The organism is Methanomassiliicoccales archaeon (assembly GCA_014361295.1).
Classification (GTDB): Archaea; Thermoplasmatota; Thermoplasmata; order Methanomassiliicoccales; family JACIVX01; genus JACIVX01.
In genome coordinates, this window is sequence record JACIVX010000001.1 from 1,441,433 (window position 1) to 1,463,367 (window position 21,935).

Here is a 21,935-nt window from a genome sequence, read left to right on the forward strand (position 1 = left end):
TCATTCTTCAGCAATCACGCGGGGTCCAATCCAATCGATCTTAACACGATAGGTTTTTCCAAATTTTTTTAGAAGTTTCTCAATCTCGTCTACATCGCCAGCAGCAAAGATCGAGTTTCCCAGCATGACCATGCTGGCTGGTCCGAACCCATCAATGGCATCAAGGGCCTTTCTGACATAATCTGTCATAATCCCAGAACGTAATGCAAATTCCCTGGAGATTCTAAATAAGTTGGCCAAAGATGGACTCCTAGAGAAGTTCTCGACACATTCCTTTCCGATCGCATTGATTCTCTCCCTGATTTCAACGTCACGGAGCACTCTCGATGTTGGAATCGGCGGGCCAACGACGCCTAGTATAATTTCCGCGTCCGCGGCGACCCGGTCAACGATTCCGTACGGCGGCAATCCTTCCACTCTCCTGAAAGTCACACCACCTCTGGAGAGGGCGGAAACATCGCCCAACCCTGTCCTGTGAATGACCTCCGCCTCATGGGCAACCTCAAGAGCTCTCTGGAACGGTAAATCTAGTAGAGTGGCGACAGCGAGCGAAGCGGACAGAGTTCCGGCAGCGCTCATTCCAAATCCTTGCCCTATGGGGAGGTCGAGAGTTGTCTCAACAGATACATCAAATTCCCTATCGAAAATCAACTTCGCGAGCGCCTGCTTTGTAACAGGCGCATCGCTTCTCTGCCCATTGATCTTGATTTCAATTCGCCCAGTCCCCCTCTCCATCTTCACAGTGCTTGAGGCTCCAAGGGAAATGCACATCCCCGCTCCTCTTGAGCCAGTGCGAAGGATCTCCTCGTGTTCGCAGATTTGAAAGAAGCCAGTGATGTGTCCTGGACAAAACGCAATTGCCTTCATGCGATGTACCTCAGGATTTCATCCAGGATTCGATGTGCAACTTCCTTCTTTGACCCTGCAACCGTGCATGTCTTGCCCTTTTTGGTCATGATCGTGACCTTCGTCATTCCACTTGATACTTCCCCCAGATCATTTGCGACAATTCCGTCGAGTCCGAACTCAATCATTCGTGATCTTGCCTTCGCAGCAAGCTCGTCGGCCGTCACGCCAGACTCGGCCTTGAACCCAAAGAGCACACATTTCTTTTTCCTGATCGATTCAAGAACCTTTGGTGCTCGCCTGAGGTGAAGGACAAGTTCCTCCTTGTCCGAAGGAATTTTCCCCTCAGTTTTTTCAATCGTATAATCTGACAAAGCGGCGGGTACGAGAACGATATCCTGATCGATTTCTCTGACCATTTCCAATAGGTCGCCAACAGTCTCAAATCTCTTTGTCCTGATAAATTCCGGCATCGGCACGCTGGAACGGCCCATCCAGAGTTCGACGTCCGCAGATCTTTCGAAGGCCGCCAATGCAAGCTGGACGGCCGTCTCCCCTGTTCCCCGGTTCGTAATAATCCTCATATCGTCGATCGGCTCTGCAGATGAACCGCCAATAATCAGAATCCGTTTGCCGAGAAAATCTCTCGGTCCGAGCCTTCTGATCACCCTCTCCGTGATTTCCTCGACGCTCGCCAGTTTTGCCTTTTTCCCATCGATGTATGGTTCGATGAATTCGATTCCCAGCTCAGCGAGCGCCTTGATGTTTTTCTGGATGATCGGATGTTGGTACATCGAAATGTGCATCGCAGGGGCGATCATAATCGGAACACCAGACCCGATCGCGGTCGTAGCCATTGTCGTTACAGGGGTGTCATCGATGCCAGCGGCAATTTTTGAGATCGTGTTCGCAGTGCAGGGGGCGATCAGAAGCATGTCCGCTCTATCGGGAAAGTCGCCGAGCAGTGACACATGTTCGACCTGCCCTCCGATATCAGTAATAACTGGTTGACCTGTAGCAAATTCCATAGTGTGGGATGTAATGATCTTCAGTGATTCAGGCGTCATCACTGCACGGACTTGCGCCCCGTGTCTGATAAGTTCCCTTGCAAGTTCAAGCGACTCGACAGCCGCAATGCTGCCCGTAATACCCAATATGATTTTCTTTCCAGCCAGAGATTTGCTTTTCGTGCCCCAAATACTCTCAGAAGGGTGCATGACGACACCATTAGGACGTGAGACTTAAAGATTCTTTTTGATAAGATGCACGATTTCGCTGACAATCGCATCAATCGATTTCGTTGCGTCGATTAGAACGAAGGAATCATCGTCTTTCGCAATCATTTTGTAAAGTCTGTCGACCTCTCTCAAAAATTCCAGACGTTCAAATTTCGTTTTTTCAGACCGTTCTTTCAACCTCTTAATGCCGATTTCTGGCGGAATCTGAAGGAAGAAGGTGAGATCGGGTTTCCTGATAACTGGTTCGTTGATAAGTCTGAGCCAATCGAGGGCACGGTTGCCGATGAGCGGAATCAAAGAAGCGCCTTGATAGGCCAAGGTGGACGCATAATAGCGGTCAGAGAGGACGACTTTTCCTGAATCGATCCATTTCTGGATATTCTCAGTGTGCGCGGACCTGTCGGCGACAAATAGCAACGCTTCAACGAAAGGACCGAGATTTTCCGCGCACGCACGCCTTATGGCATCACCTAACCACGTATCTGTTGGCTCGGCGGTCAAAATGACTTCTCTTGATGTTTCGGCACGGAGCAAACGATAAACATTCGATGAAATCGTCGTTTTTCCAGAACCATCGATCCCTTCGAACACATAGAATCGGCCGCGTCTGGCCAAATCTATCGACCGAATATCTGCGATGGATTCTTCTCTTGTCATGGCCGGAAACGCTGTTGTCATCATTAGATAATTGTGATGTAGCGTTTAAAAGCTTCAGATTTCCACCTATAAAACGATCTCAAATCCTCTCTCTCAACAAATATTTGATGATATAATATAAGCCGTAGCTATTCCTTGATTTGCATTTTGGTCTCCGTTTGTCAAGCGAATTTTGTCATTTCCTGTTTGTGTGTTTTTAATATTTCTGGCAAATCAACCAATACTCTGGATTTTCATGAGTGGCCACTCCTTTTTTTCCATTTACTCCAAAAACATCGCGCTTTCTAACAACTTATTTTATCGGAAAAATTATCTTCGATTGAGAGAATATTGCTGCAGAGGAGGGGTGATTCTGAAAATTACGGATGTGAGGGTGATCACTATTGGGCAAAATGTTCCTCCAAACGGTTGTTCGCGCGGAAGATCAATCACCTTCAGGGGGACTGCCCTCGTCGTGATCGACACGGATGAAGGCATTCAGGGAGTAGGAGAAGGATATGGACCAGAATACTATATCACGCGGACAATCGTCGAGAGAAAGTTCAAACCCTGGCTCATCGGTCAGGATCCGCTAGACATCGAGAAACTGTGGCGAAAGATGCTGATGACGACGGTCTATTGGGATCAGAAGGGACAGGGTGTCGCCGCTGCGAGCGGAGTCGACATGGCCCTTTGGGATATTGCGGGCAAGTACTACGGTGTCCCAGTCTACAAATTGTTAGGCGGGGATGCAAGAGGTGGAGGCAAGATACAGGCTTACGCGAGTGATTTGTTCTGGGATACGCCCGAGAAAATGGCGGCGACGGCGAAGCGCTATGCCAAAAAAGGATTCCCCTTGATCAAGACACACCTCGGCAACGGTCTCCAGGAGGATGAAAAGCGTGTGAAGGCGATCACCGAGGCGATCGGCGACGCACAGTTGATGGTTGATATGAACTGCGGGTATGGCCGTGTCGAGGCGCTAAAAGTAGGAAGGATGCTCGAAAAGTATGGCGTTTACTGGTACGAAGAGCCTCTTTCGCCATACGATGTTGATGGTTATGCATGGCTGAAACAAAAGCTCGACATCCCGATTGCGACTGGAGAGAATGAGTATACGAAGTGGGGTTTCAAGGAGTTATTTCTGAAGAACGCTGTTGATTTTGCCATGCCAGATATTATGAGATGCGGCGGAATCACAGAGACGAAGAAGATTTGCGCGATGGCTGAAGCGTTCGAAGTAATTTGCTCTCCTCACAATTACACAACTGGTGTGGGGCTTGCCGCAACAATCCAGCTCATCGCATGCACACCGAATTGCGACCTTCTCGAACTGGATATGACTGATTACGCACTGTATCACAGTTTACTGAAATCGCCGTTGGAAATTGACAATCATGGTAGAGTAAAGATCCCGAATGATCCGGGTCTCGGTGTCGAGTTGAGAGAGGATATCATCAAGAAGTATTCGGTCGATTGAGCTGAGCGGAAATACAAGTGATTGATTTACGATCGATCCATATGACCTCGAGAAGATCAAAATGAATTGAAATCAGGCATCTCTAGATTTCAAAGTCAAAGAGATCGGCATTGAATCAAGTCGCCAAAATGTGGAGAAAAATACTGTGAGATATCAATGACATTTCTCCAGGAAACTAATTCTCCTTAACCAGCATTTTTTTAGAAATTTTACTAACCCCCTATTGCTATATTCGAAATCATAGAACGATTTGTCTCTTATGGCAGGAAGCTAGACAAGAGAACAACTCAAAGTGACGCTTGTACTGATCATCTTTGTGGCGGATCTCAATATCATTTGATCGTGCCGAAATTCATCATCTTCGCGTTTCTGCCATAAGCTTCAGATAAAACGTCGGAAGCCCCTCGATGTCCTTGACTTCCTTCTTTGCAATTTGTACCAACCTCATCCTGATCGAATCGTCGAAGGGCACACCATTAGCAGTTAATGCGATGCGCAATGCTCTGCAAAGTTGCCCTCCCTTCCTATCCCAATCTGTGAGTATAATCGCAGATTTTCCGTTGTGTGCAAGCTCTTCCGCGATATTAAAAATCGAGTTACCGCCTTTGATCTGCCAGACCTCTCCTCCTACGCCGAGCTCGATGAGCGCGTCCTTGTCTTTCTGCCCCTCAACAAGGATCACTGCATCGTCTGGCCTCTCTCTCAAATCTTCTAGAATCGATATAAGCTCCTCGAGCATTTCAACTGGATTTCTCATTTAAACCCTTCAATCTTGACTCGACGCTCTGAAAATCGCGTCTTACGAGAACGGTCTTCAACCGGCTTCCATATCCCTTCACAATTTCAACATCTGATTCGAAGAAATCAGACAAAAGAGTCTGCAGCTCTTCATTCGCTTTTCCGCGTTCAGGGGGAGAAGTCACTCTGACCACAAGACGATTTCGCCATCGATCCAACCCCTCAATCTTTGAACTTTTTGCACCAGGTGAGACGATCAATTCGATCACCACACCTTCCGGTGTCTCCTTGGCGACGGCCTGAGTCCGCACAATTTTCTCATGATCCATCCATTAGAAAATATTTGCGCTCGCCCTCTTATTTTTGATTTTTCAAATAGGCGACGGATCGGTTAAATTCTCTGAAACTGATATACTAATATACTAGTTATTCAAATCTACCGATTGATGCTCGCCCTTGTTCAAGCAGAGATCATCGATGAAATTTCGAATCATTTGGACGGGATCTCTTTCAACCAATTGGTAAAAAGAATGAAACTGAAGGTATCCCGGGTCACACTTCTAAGGGAATTGAAGGTGCTCACTGCTAAAGGATACGTGAAGGTCGAAAATGATCCAAAACATAAGCAGCGAAAATTATTCCGCCTGGGCGAGGAATTACACCACGTTATTGAGGACTTGAAGTCCATTGAACAGAAGGTGCTAGATAATCCCATTCACCATCTCTCGGACTTTCTCTTATTTTATATCGAAAAAATTCGTGATTTAAAAGACGAATGGACGAGAGATTTTGTAAGATATCGCTTGCGACACGATCTCGATAAAGCACTTCAAAAAATGGAGGAGAGGATATGACACCAAAAATTGTGCTAACTTGCGATGAAACGCTGACAAGTACCTATCGTAACATCCCGCTTCTGGACTTCTTCGGATGTGCTCCTGTCGAAAAGATTCCGAGTCCAGTGTATCGTTTACTCGATACGCAGCTCCCCCACAATAACGGTCTTCTTTCGATCGCTCCCTACTCCTTGCGAAAGATCGAAGCTGCGCTTGTAAATGGAGGCTATCCTGAAACGGTTGTTGTTCACGCCCGTTTTGCGACGCAATTCATCAATCGGGAAACGCGTGTCGTCGGTGTTTCTGCGATGGATCCATTGGGCCTGGGACCTGTCTCAATGATGTTCACGAACGGAGGACGCCTGACAGCCTACACGAAAAAGAAATTCTCTGAATTGATCGAAAGGCTCGTATCTTTCAGGAATGCGAAGAATTATTCCTTTAAGATCGTTGTAGGAGGGCCGGGAGCGTGGCAGCTTGTTGCCTCTGGCGACTGGAAGGCGATGGGTATTGATCATGTCGTTCTGGGAGAGGTCGATGCAGTCGCTGGAGAAATCATCAGGGGAATTGAAATGGGAAATGCAAGCGAGGTGATCAGAGTCAATCGATTTCCATCCCCTGAAGAGATTCCGCCAATCATCGGACCGACTTACAAGGGAATGGTCGAGGTCATGAGAGGTTGCGGAAGGAATTGCAGATATTGCGATCCAAATCTCCGTCGAATTAGGCACATACCAGATGATGTGCTGCGTAAAGAGATTGAGACCAATCTCACCGCTGGACTGACAACCGCATGGCTTCATAGTGATGACATTTTTCTCTATAAATTGGAAGATCGAAAGGAATTCCATCCAAACAGCGACGAGGTCGTCCGTCTTTTCGAAAAGGTGATGTCCATTCCAGGCGTCAAATTTTCAAATCCGACTCACGGTACAATTGCACCAGTGGTCGCGGATCCTTCAATGATACGGAGGATTTCTCAGGTGGTTAGAGCTGGCCCTTCTAAATGGGTTGGAATTCAGATGGGTCTCGAAACGGCATCTCCCTCCCTGATCGGAAAGTACATGGAGAGCAAGGCAAAACCATTCAGTCCTTCGGAATGGCCAGAACTCATTGTGAAGGGGACACAGATTCTTAATGAAAATTATTGGTTCCCTGCTTATACGGCAATTATCGGTCTGCCAGGCGAAACGAAGGAGGACCTGTTGGAAACGGCACGCCTTATCGTCACGATGGAGACGACTCTCCGGGATCGCATCGGTAGCAAAGCGCACTTTACGGTCACGCCTCTTTCCTTCGTGCCTGCGGGTTCCTTGAAGGAGGGGAAGGCTTTCGATATCGAGGAGCAGATGACAGAAGAAGGGTATCTCTTGATTTATCATTCATGGAAGCATCTCGTTAGGGAAATATCTTCATTCATTCCAAACGGTGGAGCCGATATGAGGCTGGTGACATTCTATCCAATCGCGCGTATGGGACTTTTCGCGATTCTCAACTTCATGAGGCGATGGGGAATTCGCATGGGATACGATCCTGATCGGCGACTTGAACCGCTTGACATAAAGCTCGCCGGATCTTAAGAATGTAATGGAAATTGGTGATAAGTCATTGACACAATGCGAAATCATATCCATGATTATTACCAGGTCAATTTATCTGCTGTATTAGACAACAATCAAATACTCTCTCTCGAATTTGTTTTTGATGTCTCCGCCTTCTGAGCCTTTGAATTTTCACGAGGTCACAGAGGTCTATCGCAGAGAACAAAGAACCAAGAATGTGACGGAGATCAGAAGAGATTTCTATCCAGCATTAAGAGACCTCGTGGACAGGATCAGAAAAGAAGGCGAAAAAGAGATGGCGATCGATCAATTCTCAGCGAAAGCGACGATCCTTCGCAATCAGCTGAAGAAGGTATGCGAAAAGGCGATCCAGATCTTTGATTTTCGTATAGAAAAGATTATATTAACAGCGTTGCGGGCCGCTAGTGGCTCGAAAGTCGATCTGGAGCGATTGACACCAGAGGAGCGCGAATTTTACGAACGCATATATGCACTGATTACCGAATATCGCTCCACTCTCATCGGGATTGAAAGACATCTCAGGGGCGGAATGGCGACAGCCTCGCAGGAAGTCTCCGCCACAGTTCATCTATCAGATGATCAGATAAAGAAGGAAGATATCGCCGCAAGGAAAATCCCCGACGAATCTTTGATGAAACAATCGGAATCTGCAGAGGCGAAGACTTTTGAAGCTATTGTTGAGGTGGGTTCCGAGGGCGTATCAAAAATCAGTGGGCTTGAGTCCAGTGCGGATTCTGGCAAATCGATATCCAGCACGTCCGTGTTTCAGCAGAATCGAATAATCCTGAGGATACTGGAAGACCTCCCGACATTTGCCGGTCCGTCAAGAAATTACTGCCTGAGAAAAGAGGATGTCGTTATTTTGCCCGTTTCAATCGCAAAGGTTCTTCTTGCTAAAGGCAAGGCGGTTGAGATAAAACCGCGATTCATGAGTTAATCAACACGCAAGCTCTTGACATCTCCGGGTTTTTCGATGCAGCCAATCAGTTCAGGATCGCATCCAAGTGCCTCGGCAACGGTGCTCCTGGCGATTTCTGGTGTGTTGTTGATACGACTGAGATGGGCGAGGAAAATTTTACGATGCGGATTACGCGCGATTCTGAGGGCGCGTGCGCAACCCTCGTTCGATAGATGTCCCTTTTCGCTCATAATCGACCGCTTGAGAAACTGCGGGTATGGTCCCGAAAGGAGCATATGGACATCGTGATTTGATTCGAGCATCACGAAATCAGCATCCCTTAATGCAGAAAGGATGGGGGAAGTGACTTTTCCGAGATCTGTTGCAATCACCAATTTCTTGCTATCGGTGGAAATGCGGAAGGCAACCGGATCAGCCGCATGGTGAGAAGTTGGCAACGCTTCGATGTGAACAGAACCGATCGAGAAAGGCATCGCGTCTTCGAAAACGATGAGACGCTCTTTCCCTTCAAGATTTGAAGCGGCCAGTGTGTGAAGATTTCCTGCGATTGGAATGTTATGTTTTCTCGAAATCGCTGAGGCGTGTCTTGAATGATCGACATGCTCGTGAGTCAGGAGGATAGCATCGATCTGTGACATATCGATGCCAGAGGTTGCGAGAAATTTTTCTGTTTGCCTTGTGCTGAGGCCCGCATCGATCATCAATGCTGTGTCTTGCGCAACAACAACGGTGCAATTGGCATCGCTACCACTTGCAAGGACGTGAACCTCGATATCGGAGTTTCCCGTAGAGCGCACCCCATTGGCGATATGTGTTGTCCTTAGAAAAAAGTGGCGGTTCTCATATTCATGTGCTTGAAAAAAGTAATGAAATTACGCCTTTGAGAATTTATCCTTGTAGAGTGCCCAGATGATGTCCCCTTTTGTCACGATGCCAACGATCTTTCCGTGTTCGACAACTGGCATTCTGTTGACATCTTTTCTCATCATGATGTCAATCGCCTCCATGATTTCTGTGTCAGGCGTTACGGTAACGACCTCCTTCGTCATGATTTCTGAAACCTTTTTGCTGGAAATTTCGTTATAAATTTTGGCTAACTTTTCATCTTTCAAAATATCTTCAAAGGGAACAGATAAAAAAGAGACGGACGGGTGCTTTCGGCGAATTTCTTCTTGAAGCCTTTTCACGAACGCAAGAATATCGGTCTCGCTTAAAACACCGATAAGCCCCCCCTCGTTATCGACAACTGGGGCTCCAGAAATCCCGTTGATCGCAAAACTTACAGTGGCATCGTGCAGGGTCGCATCACCTTTTATTGTGACGACTGTCGTCGTCATCACGTCACGAACGCGCAGATCAGGCATGAGTTGCCAATTGGCCACAATTGTCTTAAGCGTTTTCTTTTGATAAAATGGCAAGGATCTGCTTGTGATCTTCTTAAATCAACATTCACACGAGAAACTTCCGTTTGTATGTCGATTTCTTTCGGTTTACCAGCGATTATCTTAGAACTTTTTTTTCATCATGATCTTTACGATATCTTTATTTAGGCCAACCATATATGCCCGCTCGGGGCCCGTAGCTCAGCTAGGTAGAGCAATCGGCTCTTAACCGATGGGTCGAGGGTTCGAAAGATTCTTATTGAATCCGAACATCCCTCCGGGCCCGCTTTCTACGGTGGCCGAGATGCGAAACATTTACTTTATCGGAACGGCTGGTAGCGGAAAAAGTACATTGACGTATGCTTTTCACGATTGGCTAGAACTTCAGGGGCTTGACTCTATCGTTGTAAATCTTGATCCAGGTGCAGAAGCGATCCCCTACATACCAGATGTTGATATACGGGATTGGATTCGTCTCAATGAAATCATGAATGAATACGGATTGGGGCCCAATGGTGCACAGATTGTTTGTGCCGATCTAATCGCACTCAACATCAAGGAAGTCGTTTCGACAGTCGAGGAGTTCAAAACGAATTATGTGCTCATCGATACCCCTGGTCAGATGGAATTATTCGCATTTAGGCAGTCAAGTACAGTCGTCGTTGATGAGTTCGGGAGGGAAGATTCGTTCCTTGTCTTTCTCTCAGATCCGCAGCTCGCAAAAACTCCATCTGGCTTCGTGTCGGATCTGATGCTCTGCGCGATAACGCATTTCAGGTTTGCAATCCCAATTTTAAACGTTCTTTCAAAAATTGATACCCTCACCGACGAGGAACTCGAGACAATCATGAACTGGTCGAGAGATCCTTACGCGCTGAACAATGCACTCGGGGAAGCGCATGGGATGACACAGAGCTTGCTAAGTCTGGAACTTTTTAAAGCCCTTGAAAATATCGGTATGTACAGAGAGCTCACGCCGGTATCGGCGGAGTTGCCATATGGAATGGAAGATATCTATAATGCAATCCAACAGTACTTTGCCGGCGGAGAAGATCTGACAAAGGATTGAGGACGAAAAAATCACTTGCACTCAAGAACGAGTTCTTCTTGTTCGCCTGACACCATCTCCAGCCGCGCCCTCACTCTACCGTTTTCATAAAGGATGTGTGCTCTCTTGAGAAGGGATTCGTAAGCCGCAATGTATTTGCCCTCAACGGTCAACTTTTTTTCTTTACATCTCAACAGTCCATTTTTTTGCAGCATTCGTATTCTTCGGTAACATGCCGCGATTGGAATGTTCATCTGCCTGCTCAAATCAATCGCAGTTCTGGGCTCATCAAGCGTCGCGGATAAGATCTTGACGCAGTATTCATCCATGATGATTCTGGAAGCCTCTAACGCATGCATCGAGTAAGCGATTTTGTCGCTCATACTTAACTTTCATGTCGTGAATACAAAAATTGATTATGACAATCGATAATGATTCGATAATAATGATCATGCCTGTCATACTCAACAATTATCTGGCTTTTGAGGAGAATGGTGGAATTGAATGAATAAGAAAATCAAAAAAATTCTTGTGTGTCCGCAGTGCGGCTCTTCAGATCTATATTACGAAGCGGGTTTGTTGACTGGATATAAATATCACTGCAAACGATGTAACTACATCGGACCATTCGTTATCGAAATAGATGTTGAGTTGGAGCAAGACAAGAAATAAGACAAGGGTTTCAGGCGAACATGACGCCCGATTCGATGCACTTCGTTTCTTCTGTTTCCATGACTTTTGCGACTGCCCTCTCGAAGTCGATCATCGTGACGTAATCGCGATTATCTCGTATCGCAAACATGCCCGCCTCAGTGCATATCGCTTTGATATCAGCACCCGTTGCGGACTCACATTTCGCCGCTATCTGGGCGAGGTTAACGCTCTTGTCGAGATTCATTCTCTTTGTGTGAATCTTAAAGATTTCAACTCTCGCTTCGTAGTTAGGCATCGGAATCGTGATGATCCGATCGAAACGACCAGGTCTCAGAAGCGCTTCATCGAGAATGTCTGGCCTGTTCGTCGCCCCGATGATCTTGACATCGCCGATTGGATTGAAACCATCGAGTTCTGCTAATAACTGCATCAGTGTTCTCTGCACTTCTCTATCGCCAGAGGTAGCAACCTCAAGCCTCTTAGCGCCGATAGAATCGAGTTCATCGATGAAGACGATGCTCGGTGCCTTTTCCCGCGCGAGCTCGAACAATTCTCTGACCAGCCTTGCCCCTTCCCCGATATATTTCTGGACAAGCTCTGAACCAACGAGTCTGATAAAGGTTGCTTTGGTTTGATGTGCGACCGCTTTGGCCAGAAGAGTCTTGCCTGTCCCAGGTGGGCCGACGAGTAAAACTCCCTTCGGCGGTTCGATGCCGACTTTCTTATACAATTCTGGTCTCAAAAGAGGATCTTCCACAGCCTCTCTCACTTCCCTAATCTGTTCATCTAATCCGCCGATCTCATCGTATGTGATATTTGGTTTTTCGATGATCTCAGCACCTACAACGATTGGATCGAGTGATGGCGGTAGAACGCCCATAACGGCTAATGTCTGTTTGTTCAATGCAACGCGCGCGCCGACCACGAGATCTTGGACAGGCACGTATTCCGATGTACTCACGATGAAATCTGGCCCTGTCGAGCTTTTGACGACGACCCTGCCGTCAGAAAGAACATCTTTGATGATGCCAATGATGAGGGGAGGTGATTTGAGTCTTTCCATTTCAGTTCGCATTCTCTTGATTTCCTTTTGGAGTCTGAACAACTCGCTTTCAATGTATCTTTTCTCTCCTTCCAGTCTGCGAGCTTCTTCCAATAGCTCACTATTGCGGCGCTCCAGTAGCTCGATTTTCTCCTTCATTTCGGCGATCAACATATCAGTTTGTTGGTCTCTCAAATAGGCCACCTTGTTCCTGCTTTATTAAATAAAGTGAGCTATTTGATTCTTTCGCATCAAATCGCTTCGAATGGCAATGGAGATCGCACAATCCAGCCGAATTAACAAGTCATTATAATCCTCTATAAACAATCGAAAATGACATAATCTCAAAGGAATCAGCTCTCTGCTGATCAATGCGGGACGATTATTGTATTGGAAAAATGGCAAAGCGCAGATCACATGCAAATAGGTCTATTATGTGCGAATCAGGCAACGGTGATAAAATGGTCATCGATGATATGGCAAGTTAGAATCTCTCACTTCTTCGGTCATACGAAAATGACGTTCGACGCGTGATTTCAGCTTGAAGACTTTCACGTGAGATATAAATCTCTTTGTGAATATAGTGAAAATTGATATCTATGCTCTGCGAACTCTGCGGTAAAGAGACCGAGCGTACGACACGCATTTTCATCGAGGGGACGACTCTGAACGTTTGCAGAGATTGCGCAAAATTCGGAGAGGTGCGCAAATCGGGCAAGAAGGAATCGACACCCCAAACAGTCATCACGAAGCGTCTCGAAATCAGGGAGAAAAGAATGAAACCGAAAGACGTCTATGAATCTGAGGAAACAACTCTGGAATTGGTACCCGATTACCCGAGAATCATTCGGGAAGCTCGGATGGTGAGGGACTGGAAGCAGGAGACGCTTGCTGCGAAAATCAATGAAAAGGTCAGCGTCATCAACAAGATCGAGCGTGGGGATATGCGCCCAGATGACGCACTAGTCAAGAAACTGGAAAAAGAATTGGGGATCAAGCTGATGGAGAAGGTCCCTATCATAAAGACTGAAACGAAATCATCGACAGCCAAGGGATTAACGTTGGGAGACATCATTAAATTGAAAAAAGAGTGAATCAGAGGGCATTTTATCTTTCAGCGACTTCCTTCCATACCTCATCGATTAAATCATCGATGTTGACCTCGACGTCTTTCGCGTATGCGAGGGCCGCCACCTCGACGTCAACACCGAGCCTTTCTTGAATCTTGTTGATTCTTGCAACGGCTTCCCTTCTTGGTATGCCAGCAGTTGTAATGCGATTGAGAATTCTTGAAAATAATGAGGGCTCTTCTTTCACTTCTTCCAACACTCTTTTGCTCGGTTTGAAATTGATTGGAATCTCGACTTTCTTGTAATCAAAAGTTGGTTTGATGAGACCATCGGTTCTCGTGAGTAATCCGCTTTTTAAACCAATTTCCAAAAGCCTTTGTGCTTCCTTTGGTGTGAACCAGCGATAATCCATCGACACGGAGAAAACCAATTCTTTCTCCGACAGAACGCTCTTCCCCTTTCTCTTGAAAACGAGAGCCAGGCATGTCATTAGTTCTTCCATCTTTCACCTCTTGGCATTTCTCCTGCGATTCATATATCAATGGATTTCAAGGGTAGTATGAGATTTTTAAGTAATATAAATCTCAGTAAGTGTCAGTTAGATTGATAACACTGAAAGATGACATTTATATTTCATTCATTCTTGATCGATGCTCATTACGAATGCGAAATGAATTCGATGATGTCGTGGCTACTGGTTCATGCCAGTTCTTTCCTTCAAAAGAACGATTGCGTCTTCGTAGAGTGCGGAGATAACCCATCTGTGCTTTTCGACTTTTTCCTTTTTGGAACCGAAGAGTCCACTCTTGATCTCAACCTTTTCAAAATCAACAACAAGCCAGCTGTCTTTTCGATCATAACGGAGGTTTCTAATGGTGGCAAGGGGCAGGATGAACAATGGACGATCGCCTGCCTTCATTGTCTTTTCAATGAGATCGAGTTTTTTCCTTCTCAGATCGTATTCCCTACGCAAAAGGAATCGTTCCTCGTAACTTTTTGCTTTCTCGATAGCCTCTGCGAGTTCCCTCATTTGTGCAGCCGCCTCCTCCTCAAAGCTAGCCATCGATCTTCTTCCACCAACAATAGCCGAATCAGTAATCCCGACAGCGAATTCTTTGCTCCTCAATTCCCAACCTGACACCAGGACTGCAGAGTGCGGAGGCCAGCTGAATTCTTTGAAGGCAGGCCACGGAATCGTTTTCGTCACAACCTGGCCTGTTCTGTTTTCAAAATCTTTCTTGTAAATCTCTTCGAGCTTCTTGAGTTCAGTCTTGCAGACATTGCAAACTCCATTTTCTTCTACAACTAATTTTGAGCCGCCAGGTGCGATGTATCCTTCAACCATTTGGCAAATGCTGCAAGCTTTCATAATGCGTACGTCCGCCTCTTACGACAATATGCGTAATATATTTTTGCCTGTCGCTGTCACTCAGGTGAATTCCACGGAGGAAATTCGGAAAATTCGGTAACAAGAATACGAAATCAAGAAGATTTACTATTTCTGAATTTAACATCACCTTGATTGTGTATTGATTGAGAACCTTGAGTTCATTGAGTGGAAAGAGAATCGCATTTGTTGCGGATATCAACTGTTGTTATTGAATTATTGCCAGAGTCAGAATTCTGGGGATAGTAATAGTTACTCTTATATAGAAGAACAAACATTTCAATCGTACCAACTTCGTGCTGAAGTTGAAATTTGTATTTAGAGGAGGTATCAAGTATGGGAATGGGAACAACACCGATTCTTATCCTTAAAGAAGGCACGAAGCGTGACAGGGGAAAGGACGCACAGTATAACAATATCATGGCAGCGAGAGCGATTGCCGATGCTGTGCGGAGCACCCTCGGTCCGCGCGGCATGGATAAGATGTTGGTCGACAGTATGGGCGACGTGGTTATCACCAACGATGGTGTGACAATTCTGAAGGAAATCGATGTAGAACACCCCGCGGCAAAGATGCTGGTCGAGGTTGCAAAAACTCAGGATGAGGAATGCGGGGATGGAACCACAACCGCAGTCGTTCTCGCTGGAGAATTGCTAAAGAAGGCAGTTGACCTTATCGATGCGAATGTTCACCCAACCATTATCAGCGGTGGCTACAGGCTTGCGGCGCAGAAAGCGATGGAATACCTCGATGCCATTGCGATGCCAGTCTCCATCGATGATAAGGAAACGCTGAAGAAAATCGCGATGACCGCGATGATGAGTAAAGCAGTCAGCGGAGTGCGTGCACACATGGCAGACCTTGCCGTTGAGGCCGTGACTTCTATCGCAGAGAAGGTTGACGGTAAGTGGACTGTTGATCTCGACAACATACAGGTCGTCAAGAAGCAGGGCGGTGCGATGGAGGATACTCAGCTGGTCAAAGGAGTTATTCTTGACAAGGAGCCAGTTCACCCTGCGATGCCGAAGAGGGTCGAGAAGGCGAAGATCGCACTCGTTGACGCTGCTCTTGAGATCAAGAAGACTGAAATCGATGCGAAGATCGAGATTCGGGATCCTTCGCAACTTCAGGCGTTCCTTGCCGAAGAGGAGAACATGCTGAGGAAGATGGTTGAACAGGTCAAGAATTCGGGTGCGAATGTCCTGTTCTGCCAGAAGGGAATTGATGATCTAGCTCAGCACTTCCTTGCGAAGGAGAAGATCTTCGCTCTCAGGCGTGTCAAGAAATCAGATATGGAGAAGTTGGCGAAGGCGACTGGTGCGACAATCGTCAGCAAGCTCAGTGAACTCAGCAGCAAAGATCTCGGTCATGCAGATCTCGTTGAAATGAGGAAATATCAGGAGGACGAGATGACCTTCGTTACAGGCTGCAAGAATCCGAAGTCCGTATCAATCTTGATCCGTGGCGGTACGGAGCACGTTGTTGACGAAATCGAACGCTCGCTTGAGGACGCGATGAGCGTTGTCGCGGTCGCGATTGAAGACGGCAAGATGATCACTGGTGGTGGATCCACAGCTGTCGAGCTTGCGATGAAGCTGAGGGAATACGCCGCATCAGTCGGTGGAAGAGAACAGATCGCGATCGACGCCTTTGCGAGCGCCCTTGAGGTTGTCCCGACGGCACTCGCTGAGAATGCGGGTCTCGATCCCATCGATGTATTGATCGACCTCAGGAAGGCTCACAAGTCCGGTGAGAAGACAGCAGGTATCAATGTCTTCACAGGCAAAGTCACCGATATGCTCAAGGAGAATGTCCTTGAGCCGATCCGCGTTGGTAGGCAGGCGATCAACTCTGCGACCGATGCTGCGGTCATGATCCTGAGGATCGATGACGTCATCGCGGCAAAGGGCGGGACTAAGCCTGGACCGGGACAGCCGGGCGGACCGACTGAGGCTAGCCTGAAGCCTGAAGAAGACTGATCAAATTCTGGGGAGCACAAATCTTTCTGCGCTCCCTCCTCAAACAATTTTTTTGACATTTTTTCATTATTATTGGCGCGAGGTGCTGCTATGGTTGACGAAAAGGGCATGAATACCGAAACGCAGGAGGCAACTGGGGAAACGAAAAGCCAGGAGGACGTGCAGCGCCTACTCGGTGAAATCGAAAACCTTCGCAAGCAGATGGAAGAATTGAGAAAAGAGCTGGATAAACAAACAAATCTAGCTAAAGAATATCTGGATCTGGCAAAGCGTATCCAGGCTGACTTCGACAATCACAAGAAGCGCGTTGTGAAAGAAAGAGAGGAGATCATCCGATGCGCCAATGAGAATCTTATCTGCGATCTATTATCTACAGTTGATGACCTTGAAAGGGCTCTGAGCGCAAATTGTCAGCCTGAGGAACTCAGAACTGGTTTGAATCACATTTACAATAATTTAATGTCATTGCTTCATTCCTATGGTCTGAAGGAGATACCCTCAGATGGCAAATTCGATCCAGAATATCATGAGGCAATCGCTATCGAGGAGGGAGAGGATGGAAAGATACTTGAGGTGTATCAAAAGGGGTATCTCCTCGGATCTAAGGTCATCAGACATTCCAAGGTGAAAGTGGCAAAGGAAAAATCAGGAGGTGATGATAATGCCAAAGATAATCGGAATTGATCTCGGAACGAGTAACTCGGCAGCAGCCGTGATGGAAGGTGGAAGACCAACGATTATTCCGAGCGCTGAAGGAACGAGCCTCGGAGGAAAAGCTTTCCCTTCATATGTCGCCTTTACTAAAGATGGCCAGTTGTTAGTAGGAGAACCCGCTAGACGGCAGGCCATTACGAATCCCGAAGGCACGATCGCGGCGATCAAAAGAAAAATGGGAACGGATTACAAAGTCAGAGTTTTTGGGAAGGAGTACACGCCTCAGCAGATATCGGCGTTTATTCTTCAAAAGATCAAGCGGGATGCGGAAGCCTATCTTGGAGAAGAGGTGAAGAAGGCAGTCATCACGGTTCCCGCATATTTTAACGACAATCAGAGGCAGGCGACTAAAGACGCTGGTGAGATCGCAGGACTCGAAGTCGTGAGAATCATTAACGAGCCCACGGCAGCCGCGCTCGCGTATGGGATTGATAAAGCAGGAAAGTCTCAAAAGATCATGGTTTTCGATCTTGGCGGCGGTACGCTCGATGTGACAATCATGGAATTCAGCGAGGGCGTTTTCGAGGTTCTTTCGACGAGCGGTGATACTCAGCTTGGCGGAACCGATATGGATGAAGCACTTATCAGGTACGTTGTGGAGAATTTCAAGAAAGACACGGGCATTGATCTGACGCAGGATAAAATGGCGATGTGGAGGGTGAGAGAAGCGTGCGAGAAAGCTAAGATTGAGCTTTCGACGACGATGTCCACAGACATCAACCTTCCATTCATCACAGCGGACGCATCTGGGCCAAAGCACCTAGCGATGACGATCACGAGGGCGAAACTCGAGGAACTCGTCACGCCGATCGTCGAAAGGTGCAAGGGTCCGATGATCACAGCGATGGACGACGCTCATTTGAAACCGGAGGACATCGACTCGGTCATCCTTGTCGGTGGCCCGACACGGATGCCGATCGTTCAGAGGCTCGTTGAAAGGGTCGTCGGTAAGAAGATTCAGCGTGGAATTGATCCAATGGAATGCGTAGCTATGGGAGCGGCGATTCAGGGTGCCGTTCTGGCCGGAGAGATCAAGGACGTCTTGCTCCTCGACGTGACGCCACTTTCGCTTGGCATCGAAACGCTCGGCGGGATCACCACGAAACTGATCGAACGCAACACGACAATCCCGACAAGGAAGAGTCAAATATTCACAACGGCGGCCGACAATCAGACAAGTGTTGAGATTCATGTTGTGCAGGGCGAAAGGGAAATGGCGAAGGACAACACCTCGCTAGGAAGATTCCACCTCACTGGTATTCCGCCAGCTCCCAGAGGTGTTCCGCAGATCGAGGTCACATTCGACATCGATGCGAACGGGATATTACATGTTTCCGCAAAAGATCTCGGAACTGGCAAACAACAGAGCATCACGATTACGGCAAGCACAAAGCTTTCAAAAGAAGAAATCGAAAGAATGATTGCTGAAGCTCAAAAGTTCGCTGAGCAGGATAAGAAACAGAGGGAGAAGGTCGAGGCGATCAACCAGGCTGACGCGATGATTTACAATGCGAACAAGACGCTCCAGGAACTTGGGGAGAAGGTGACTAAGGAAGAGAAAGAGAAAATTGAAAAGGCGATTGAGGAATTGAAAGCAGCGATGTCTGGTGGCGAAACAGCGACGATCAAAGCGAAGACAGATGCGCTGATGAAGGAGGTCTTCCAGATGTCTTCACGAATCTACCAAAGCGCCTCTCATCAGAAAGAAGAGGGAGGTCAGAGAAAGGACAGCGGAGGCGGCGGAAAGGGCGACGGGAAAGGTGATGGTGAAGGCTTTGTCGACGCTGACTACAGAATCGTCGATGATAAGTGATCATTGAAGCTCAGAATTCCAGGTTATGACAAAGCGCGATTATTACGAAATATTGGGCGTCAGCAGGGACGCCACAGTCGATGAGATCAAGAAGGCTTACCGAAGGTTAGCGCGACAGTATCATCCAGATGTGTCACAACTCGACAGGAAGACGGCAGAGGAGAAATTCAAGGAAATTTCGGAAGCGTATGAGGTTCTCGTTGACGAGGAAAAAAGGAAACTCTATGACATGTATGGGCACGCAGGTGTTAGCGGACAGTTCAGAGACGGACAGTTTACCTGGAGAGACTTCAGTCACATGTCCGATCTGCGTGATATATTCTCCGATCTCGGCAACTTCGGGTTTGGCGATTTCACATTTGGAGACCTGGGATTCGGTGATAGCATCTTTGACATTCTTTTCGGGCGTGGAGATGCATATCGGAGAGCGAGAGAGGGACCACGAAGGGGACAGTCTCTGCGCTACGACATCGAAATCACGCTTCAGGAAGCTGCGAGTGGTGTAACAAAGGAGCTTGCAATTCCTCATTCGGTGAAATGCGATGATTGTGGTGGCACCGGCGCGAAGGATGGTAAGATTTCTACCTGCCCGGCCTGCGATGGGAAGGGGCAGAAAAGTACAGTCGAGCGCAGAGGCTATAGCCAGTTCATTTCAATTACCACGTGCCCGCGGTGTAGAGGAACTGGCAAGATCGTAGTCGAGCCGTGTCCGAAATGTCATGGGGAGGGCATTACATACAAGACTTCGAGAATCAACATCACGATTCCAAAAGGCATTGAGGACGGCACGCGTCTTCGCATACCGGGTGCTGGAGAAGCTGATGCAGAGGGAGGACCACCGGGTGATCTATTCGTCGTTGTGCATGTTAAGGAAGACGAGCTCTTCAAACGTAATGGTGCGGATATTTGGATTGATTGGCCAATTTCGTTCCCTCAAGCAGCACTCGGTGCGGAGATCGAAGTTCCGACTCTGTGGGGTAAAGCGAAGTTAAAGATACCGCCTGGTACGCAGGGCGGCACGGTATTCAGATTGCGGGGAAGCGGAATTGAAAAATTCGACGGCTCTGGCAAAGGGGATCAGTTCGTGCGGGTCAAAATCGAAGTACCCCAGAAGCTGACAGAAGAACAAAAGAATCTGCTGAAAAAGTTTGCAGAATTGGAAAACGAACCGAAGGGACGTTTCAGCAGGTTTAGGAAAAGCTCCTGATTCAATTTCCCGATTCAGATACATAAATTCTTTTCGGAAATTCTTAACTAGCCAATTGTGCTTCATCCTTGAGTTCGCTCCTGAAATGGTCGAAGGCATTTCGTATGGCAAGTTTTAGAGGTTATGATGAAAGGGTATGGATTCTTTTCATCGGCCGGACGATCGCTGCGGCTGGTTTCTCAATCGTCATGCCATTTCTTGCGATCTACCTTCACGAAAAACTCGGTGTCCCAATGTCGATTGTCGGCCTGATCTTTCTCATTTCCTCGGCCATTGGTGCTATCGGACAGCTAGTAGGTGGAGAGGTAGCCGATAGGCTAGGCCGAAAAAGCGTGATGGATTTATCGATCGGCGCGAGGGCCGCAATCTTCATTATGATCAGCTTCGCCGTTGCTACCGATGCCAGTTTCTTGTTGATCGGTGCTTTCGTTGTCATCAGCAATTTCCTCGGATCTTTGTTTGAACCCGCCTCAAACGCAATGGTCGCAGACATTGTTGAACCAGCGAAACGATTGGAAGCCTACGGATTGCTGAGGATCGGAGTCAACATCGGGTGGGCTCTTGGTCCTCTGATCGGTGGTTTTCTTGCCGCGTTCTCGTACTCATCGCTTTTTCTTTTGACCGCCGCCACGAGCGCCACGGTCGCGCTTCTCATTTACTTCAAAGTCGAGGAATCGATGAAACCAGGCGATTCCAACGAGCGCTTCAGCTTCAAAGACTTGCTGAAATTGAGGAATGACCACCGTTTCTTCGTTTTTTGTGTCTTTTCGCTCATCCTTTGGATTGTCGTCGCGCAAATGTCCTCGACGTTCTCTGTTTTCTCCACATCCGAAGTCAAAGTTTCAGTAATTGAAATTGGTTATCTTTATACAATCAACGGTCTGATCGTCGTTTTTGCTCAACTTCCCATCGCGAGGTACATTTCACGATTCAACATGTCGACGGTAATCGCCACTGGTGCGCTCGTTTATTCGATCGGATATTTCCTTGTCGGATTTGCCTTCGGATTCCTCTTTCTCGCATTCTGCATGGTGATTATTACTTTGGGAGAAATTATCACTTCGCCATCATCTATGAATCTTGTTGCGAACATGTCGCCAGAGAACGAAAGGGGTCTCTACATGGGATTTTTCGGACTCTTTACATCTTTTGGATGGTCGCTCGGTCCTTTCATTGGAGGCGTATCGATCGATTTGCTCTCGAAATCACCAGTCCTGATGTGGGGGTTTATCTCATCCTTCGGAGTGATCAGCGCGATCGGCTATATCCTCCTAGGTAGAAGACTTCCATCCCGTTTAAACAGAGTTGCGAACAACAGGGAGAGCAAGAATTAAGATTAATGTCGCCTTCTGATAGAAATGG

General features: G+C 47.3%; 23 protein-coding genes and 1 tRNA gene. 13 read left to right on the plus strand and 11 right to left on the minus strand.

Annotation, left to right across the window (positions count from 1 at the left end):
- From H5T41_07135 to tmk, 3 genes are read right to left on the minus strand one after another with little or no spacing between them, the layout of a single operon-like run.
- Window positions 1-867 carry a hypothetical protein gene (locus H5T41_07135; protein MBC7108543.1) on the minus strand — a complete coding sequence of 289 codons (867 nt, stop codon included), beginning with the start codon at window positions 865-867 and terminating at the stop codon, window positions 1-3.
- Window positions 864-2,063: a bifunctional phosphopantothenoylcysteine decarboxylase/phosphopantothenate--cysteine ligase CoaBC gene (gene coaBC, locus H5T41_07140; protein ID MBC7108544.1), complete on the minus strand. Its 1,200-nt coding sequence runs from the start codon at window positions 2,061-2,063 to the stop codon at window positions 864-866. The genes H5T41_07135 and coaBC overlap by 4 nt, the downstream gene beginning before the upstream one ends.
- A 24-nt stretch (window positions 2,064-2,087) precedes the next feature.
- Entirely contained in the window at window positions 2,088-2,762 is a 675-nt protein-coding gene (gene tmk / locus H5T41_07145) for a dTMP kinase (protein MBC7108545.1), read from the minus strand.
- Window positions 2,763-3,087: 325 nt separating this feature from the next.
- Here tmk and H5T41_07150 point away from each other — a divergent pair, with 325 nt between their 5' ends.
- On the plus strand, window positions 3,088-4,200 hold the full coding sequence (locus H5T41_07150; protein MBC7108546.1) for a mandelate racemase/muconate lactonizing enzyme family protein: 1,113 nt from the start codon (window positions 3,088-3,090) through the stop codon (window positions 4,198-4,200).
- Between the two features lie 355 nt (window positions 4,201-4,555).
- Here the strand turns inward: H5T41_07150 and H5T41_07155 are convergent, their stop codons facing one another.
- Both H5T41_07155 and H5T41_07160 read right to left on the minus strand, forming a co-directional pair.
- On the minus strand, window positions 4,556-4,957 hold the full coding sequence (locus H5T41_07155) for a Toprim subdomain protein (protein MBC7108547.1): 402 nt from the start codon (window positions 4,955-4,957) through the stop codon (window positions 4,556-4,558).
- Window positions 4,941-5,267 carry a YggU family protein gene (locus H5T41_07160; protein ID MBC7108548.1) on the minus strand — a complete coding sequence of 109 codons (327 nt, stop codon included), beginning with the start codon at window positions 5,265-5,267 and terminating at the stop codon, window positions 4,941-4,943. The genes H5T41_07155 and H5T41_07160 overlap by 17 nt, the downstream gene beginning before the upstream one ends.
- A 114-nt stretch (window positions 5,268-5,381) precedes the next feature.
- On the opposite strand from H5T41_07160, the gene H5T41_07165 reads away from it, so the two are divergent.
- The 3 genes from H5T41_07165 (at window position 5,382) to H5T41_07175 (ending at window position 8,294) form a co-directional block, all read left to right on the plus strand.
- A complete protein-coding gene (locus tag H5T41_07165; GenBank protein ID MBC7108549.1) occupies window positions 5,382-5,792 on the plus strand; it encodes a MarR family transcriptional regulator in 411 nt (136 codons plus the stop codon).
- The gene (locus H5T41_07170) at window positions 5,789-7,354 is read left to right on the plus strand and encodes a B12-binding domain-containing radical SAM protein (GenBank protein ID MBC7108550.1); all 1,566 of its coding nucleotides are present in this window, start codon (window positions 5,789-5,791) and stop codon (window positions 7,352-7,354) included. Before H5T41_07165 ends, H5T41_07170 begins: the two co-directional genes overlap by 4 nt.
- Window positions 7,355-7,478: 124 nt before the next feature.
- The gene (locus H5T41_07175) at window positions 7,479-8,294 is read left to right on the plus strand and encodes a DNA replication complex GINS family protein (protein MBC7108551.1); all 816 of its coding nucleotides are present in this window, start codon (window positions 7,479-7,481) and stop codon (window positions 8,292-8,294) included.
- Here the strand turns inward: H5T41_07175 and H5T41_07180 are convergent.
- Together H5T41_07180 and H5T41_07185 are read right to left on the minus strand one after the other, a co-directional pair.
- Entirely contained in the window at window positions 8,291-9,073 is a 783-nt protein-coding gene (locus H5T41_07180; GenBank protein MBC7108552.1) for an MBL fold metallo-hydrolase, read from the minus strand. The genes H5T41_07175 and H5T41_07180 overlap by 4 nt on opposite strands.
- 75 nt (window positions 9,074-9,148) lie before the next feature.
- Window positions 9,149-9,640 carry a CBS domain-containing protein gene (locus H5T41_07185; protein ID MBC7108553.1) on the minus strand — a complete coding sequence of 164 codons (492 nt, stop codon included), beginning with the start codon at window positions 9,638-9,640 and terminating at the stop codon, window positions 9,149-9,151.
- Window positions 9,641-9,848: 208 nt separating this feature from the next.
- Between H5T41_07185 and H5T41_07190 the strand changes: the two genes are divergently transcribed.
- Both H5T41_07190 and H5T41_07195 read left to right on the plus strand, forming a co-directional pair.
- Window positions 9,849-9,944 (plus strand) — tRNA-Lys (locus H5T41_07190).
- An 18-nt stretch (window positions 9,945-9,962) separates the two neighbouring features.
- The gene (locus H5T41_07195) at window positions 9,963-10,727 is read left to right on the plus strand and encodes an ATP/GTP-binding protein (protein MBC7108554.1); all 765 of its coding nucleotides are present in this window, start codon (window positions 9,963-9,965) and stop codon (window positions 10,725-10,727) included.
- Window positions 10,728-10,738: 11 nt separating this feature from the next.
- Here H5T41_07195 and H5T41_07200 read toward each other — a convergent pair whose 3' ends face one another.
- On the minus strand, window positions 10,739-11,089 hold the full coding sequence (locus H5T41_07200) for a helix-turn-helix transcriptional regulator (GenBank protein MBC7108555.1): 351 nt from the start codon (window positions 11,087-11,089) through the stop codon (window positions 10,739-10,741).
- Between the two features lie 121 nt (window positions 11,090-11,210).
- On the opposite strand from H5T41_07200, the gene H5T41_07205 reads away from it, so the two are divergent.
- Window positions 11,211-11,378, plus strand: a complete 168-nt coding sequence (locus H5T41_07205) for a TFIIB-type zinc ribbon-containing protein (protein ID MBC7108556.1) — start codon at window positions 11,211-11,213, stop codon at window positions 11,376-11,378.
- Window positions 11,379-11,388: 10 nt separating this feature from the next.
- Here H5T41_07205 and H5T41_07210 read toward each other — a convergent pair whose 3' ends face one another.
- Complete coding sequence (locus H5T41_07210; GenBank protein ID MBC7108557.1) at window positions 11,389-12,576, minus strand: proteasome-activating nucleotidase; 1,188 nt, start codon at window positions 12,574-12,576, stop codon at window positions 11,389-11,391.
- Window positions 12,577-13,001: 425 nt separating this feature from the next.
- On the opposite strand from H5T41_07210, the gene H5T41_07215 reads away from it, so the two are divergent.
- Window positions 13,002-13,496, plus strand: coding sequence for a TIGR00270 family protein (locus tag H5T41_07215; protein MBC7108558.1), 495 nt, complete (start codon window positions 13,002-13,004; stop codon window positions 13,494-13,496).
- A 13-nt stretch (window positions 13,497-13,509) separates the two neighbouring features.
- Here H5T41_07215 and H5T41_07220 read toward each other — a convergent pair whose 3' ends face one another.
- Complete coding sequence (locus H5T41_07220; GenBank protein MBC7108559.1) at window positions 13,510-13,974, minus strand: DUF2240 family protein; 465 nt, start codon at window positions 13,972-13,974, stop codon at window positions 13,510-13,512.
- Window positions 13,975-14,163: 189 nt separating this feature from the next.
- A complete protein-coding gene (locus H5T41_07225; protein ID MBC7108560.1) occupies window positions 14,164-14,841 on the minus strand; it encodes a hypothetical protein in 678 nt (225 codons plus the stop codon).
- A gap of 360 nt (window positions 14,842-15,201) precedes the next feature.
- Between H5T41_07225 and H5T41_07230 the strand changes: the two genes are divergently transcribed.
- The 5 genes from H5T41_07230 to H5T41_07250 all read left to right on the plus strand — a co-directional run bounded on the left by H5T41_07230 (window position 15,202) and on the right by H5T41_07250 (window position 21,907).
- The gene (locus tag H5T41_07230) at window positions 15,202-16,839 is read left to right on the plus strand and encodes a TCP-1/cpn60 chaperonin family protein (protein MBC7108561.1); all 1,638 of its coding nucleotides are present in this window, start codon (window positions 15,202-15,204) and stop codon (window positions 16,837-16,839) included.
- A gap of 90 nt (window positions 16,840-16,929) precedes the next feature.
- Complete coding sequence (locus H5T41_07235) at window positions 16,930-17,523, plus strand: nucleotide exchange factor GrpE (GenBank protein ID MBC7108562.1); 594 nt, start codon at window positions 16,930-16,932, stop codon at window positions 17,521-17,523.
- Complete coding sequence (gene dnaK / locus H5T41_07240) at window positions 17,501-19,366, plus strand: molecular chaperone DnaK (protein MBC7108563.1); 1,866 nt, start codon at window positions 17,501-17,503, stop codon at window positions 19,364-19,366. Before H5T41_07235 ends, dnaK begins: the two co-directional genes overlap by 23 nt.
- A 25-nt stretch (window positions 19,367-19,391) precedes the next feature.
- Complete coding sequence (gene dnaJ / locus H5T41_07245; protein ID MBC7108564.1) at window positions 19,392-20,573, plus strand: molecular chaperone DnaJ; 1,182 nt, start codon at window positions 19,392-19,394, stop codon at window positions 20,571-20,573.
- Window positions 20,574-20,677: 104 nt separating this feature from the next.
- Window positions 20,678-21,907: an MFS transporter gene (locus H5T41_07250; protein ID MBC7108565.1), complete on the plus strand. Its 1,230-nt coding sequence runs from the start codon at window positions 20,678-20,680 to the stop codon at window positions 21,905-21,907.
- Window positions 21,908-21,935: the final 28 nt, after the last annotated feature.

Coding starts and splice junctions, on each gene's coding strand:
- dnaK (MBC7108563.1), top strand. CDS start 17,501: ATGCCAAAGATAATCGGAATTGATCTCGGAACGAGTAACTCGGCAGCA.
- dnaJ (MBC7108564.1), top strand. CDS start 19,392: ATGACAAAGCGCGATTATTACGAAATATTGGGCGTCAGCAGGGACGCC.
- tmk (MBC7108545.1), bottom strand. CDS start 2,762: ATGACAACAGCGTTTCCGGCCATGACAAGAGAAGAATCCATCGCAGAT.
- H5T41_07225 (MBC7108560.1), bottom strand. CDS start 14,841: ATGAAAGCTTGCAGCATTTGCCAAATGGTTGAAGGATACATCGCACCT.
- H5T41_07195 (MBC7108554.1), top strand. CDS start 9,963: ATGCGAAACATTTACTTTATCGGAACGGCTGGTAGCGGAAAAAGTACA.
- H5T41_07205 (MBC7108556.1), top strand. CDS start 11,211: ATGAATAAGAAAATCAAAAAAATTCTTGTGTGTCCGCAGTGCGGCTCT.
- H5T41_07230 (MBC7108561.1), top strand. CDS start 15,202: ATGGGAACAACACCGATTCTTATCCTTAAAGAAGGCACGAAGCGTGAC.
- H5T41_07210 (MBC7108557.1), bottom strand. CDS start 12,576: ATGTTGATCGCCGAAATGAAGGAGAAAATCGAGCTACTGGAGCGCCGC.
- H5T41_07175 (MBC7108551.1), top strand. CDS start 7,479: ATGTCTCCGCCTTCTGAGCCTTTGAATTTTCACGAGGTCACAGAGGTC.
- H5T41_07160 (MBC7108548.1), bottom strand. CDS start 5,267: ATGGATCATGAGAAAATTGTGCGGACTCAGGCCGTCGCCAAGGAGACA.
- H5T41_07220 (MBC7108559.1), bottom strand. CDS start 13,974: ATGGAAGAACTAATGACATGCCTGGCTCTCGTTTTCAAGAGAAAGGGG.
- H5T41_07185 (MBC7108553.1), bottom strand. CDS start 9,640: ATGCCTGATCTGCGCGTTCGTGACGTGATGACGACGACAGTCGTCACA.
- H5T41_07215 (MBC7108558.1), top strand. CDS start 13,002: ATGCTCTGCGAACTCTGCGGTAAAGAGACCGAGCGTACGACACGCATT.
- H5T41_07135 (MBC7108543.1), bottom strand. CDS start 867: ATGAAGGCAATTGCGTTTTGTCCAGGACACATCACTGGCTTCTTTCAA.
- H5T41_07250 (MBC7108565.1), top strand. CDS start 20,678: ATGGCAAGTTTTAGAGGTTATGATGAAAGGGTATGGATTCTTTTCATC.
- H5T41_07235 (MBC7108562.1), top strand. CDS start 16,930: ATGGTTGACGAAAAGGGCATGAATACCGAAACGCAGGAGGCAACTGGG.
- H5T41_07170 (MBC7108550.1), top strand. CDS start 5,789: ATGACACCAAAAATTGTGCTAACTTGCGATGAAACGCTGACAAGTACC.
- coaBC (MBC7108544.1), bottom strand. CDS start 2,063: ATGCACCCTTCTGAGAGTATTTGGGGCACGAAAAGCAAATCTCTGGCT.
- H5T41_07155 (MBC7108547.1), bottom strand. CDS start 4,957: ATGAGAAATCCAGTTGAAATGCTCGAGGAGCTTATATCGATTCTAGAA.
- H5T41_07200 (MBC7108555.1), bottom strand. CDS start 11,089: ATGAGCGACAAAATCGCTTACTCGATGCATGCGTTAGAGGCTTCCAGA.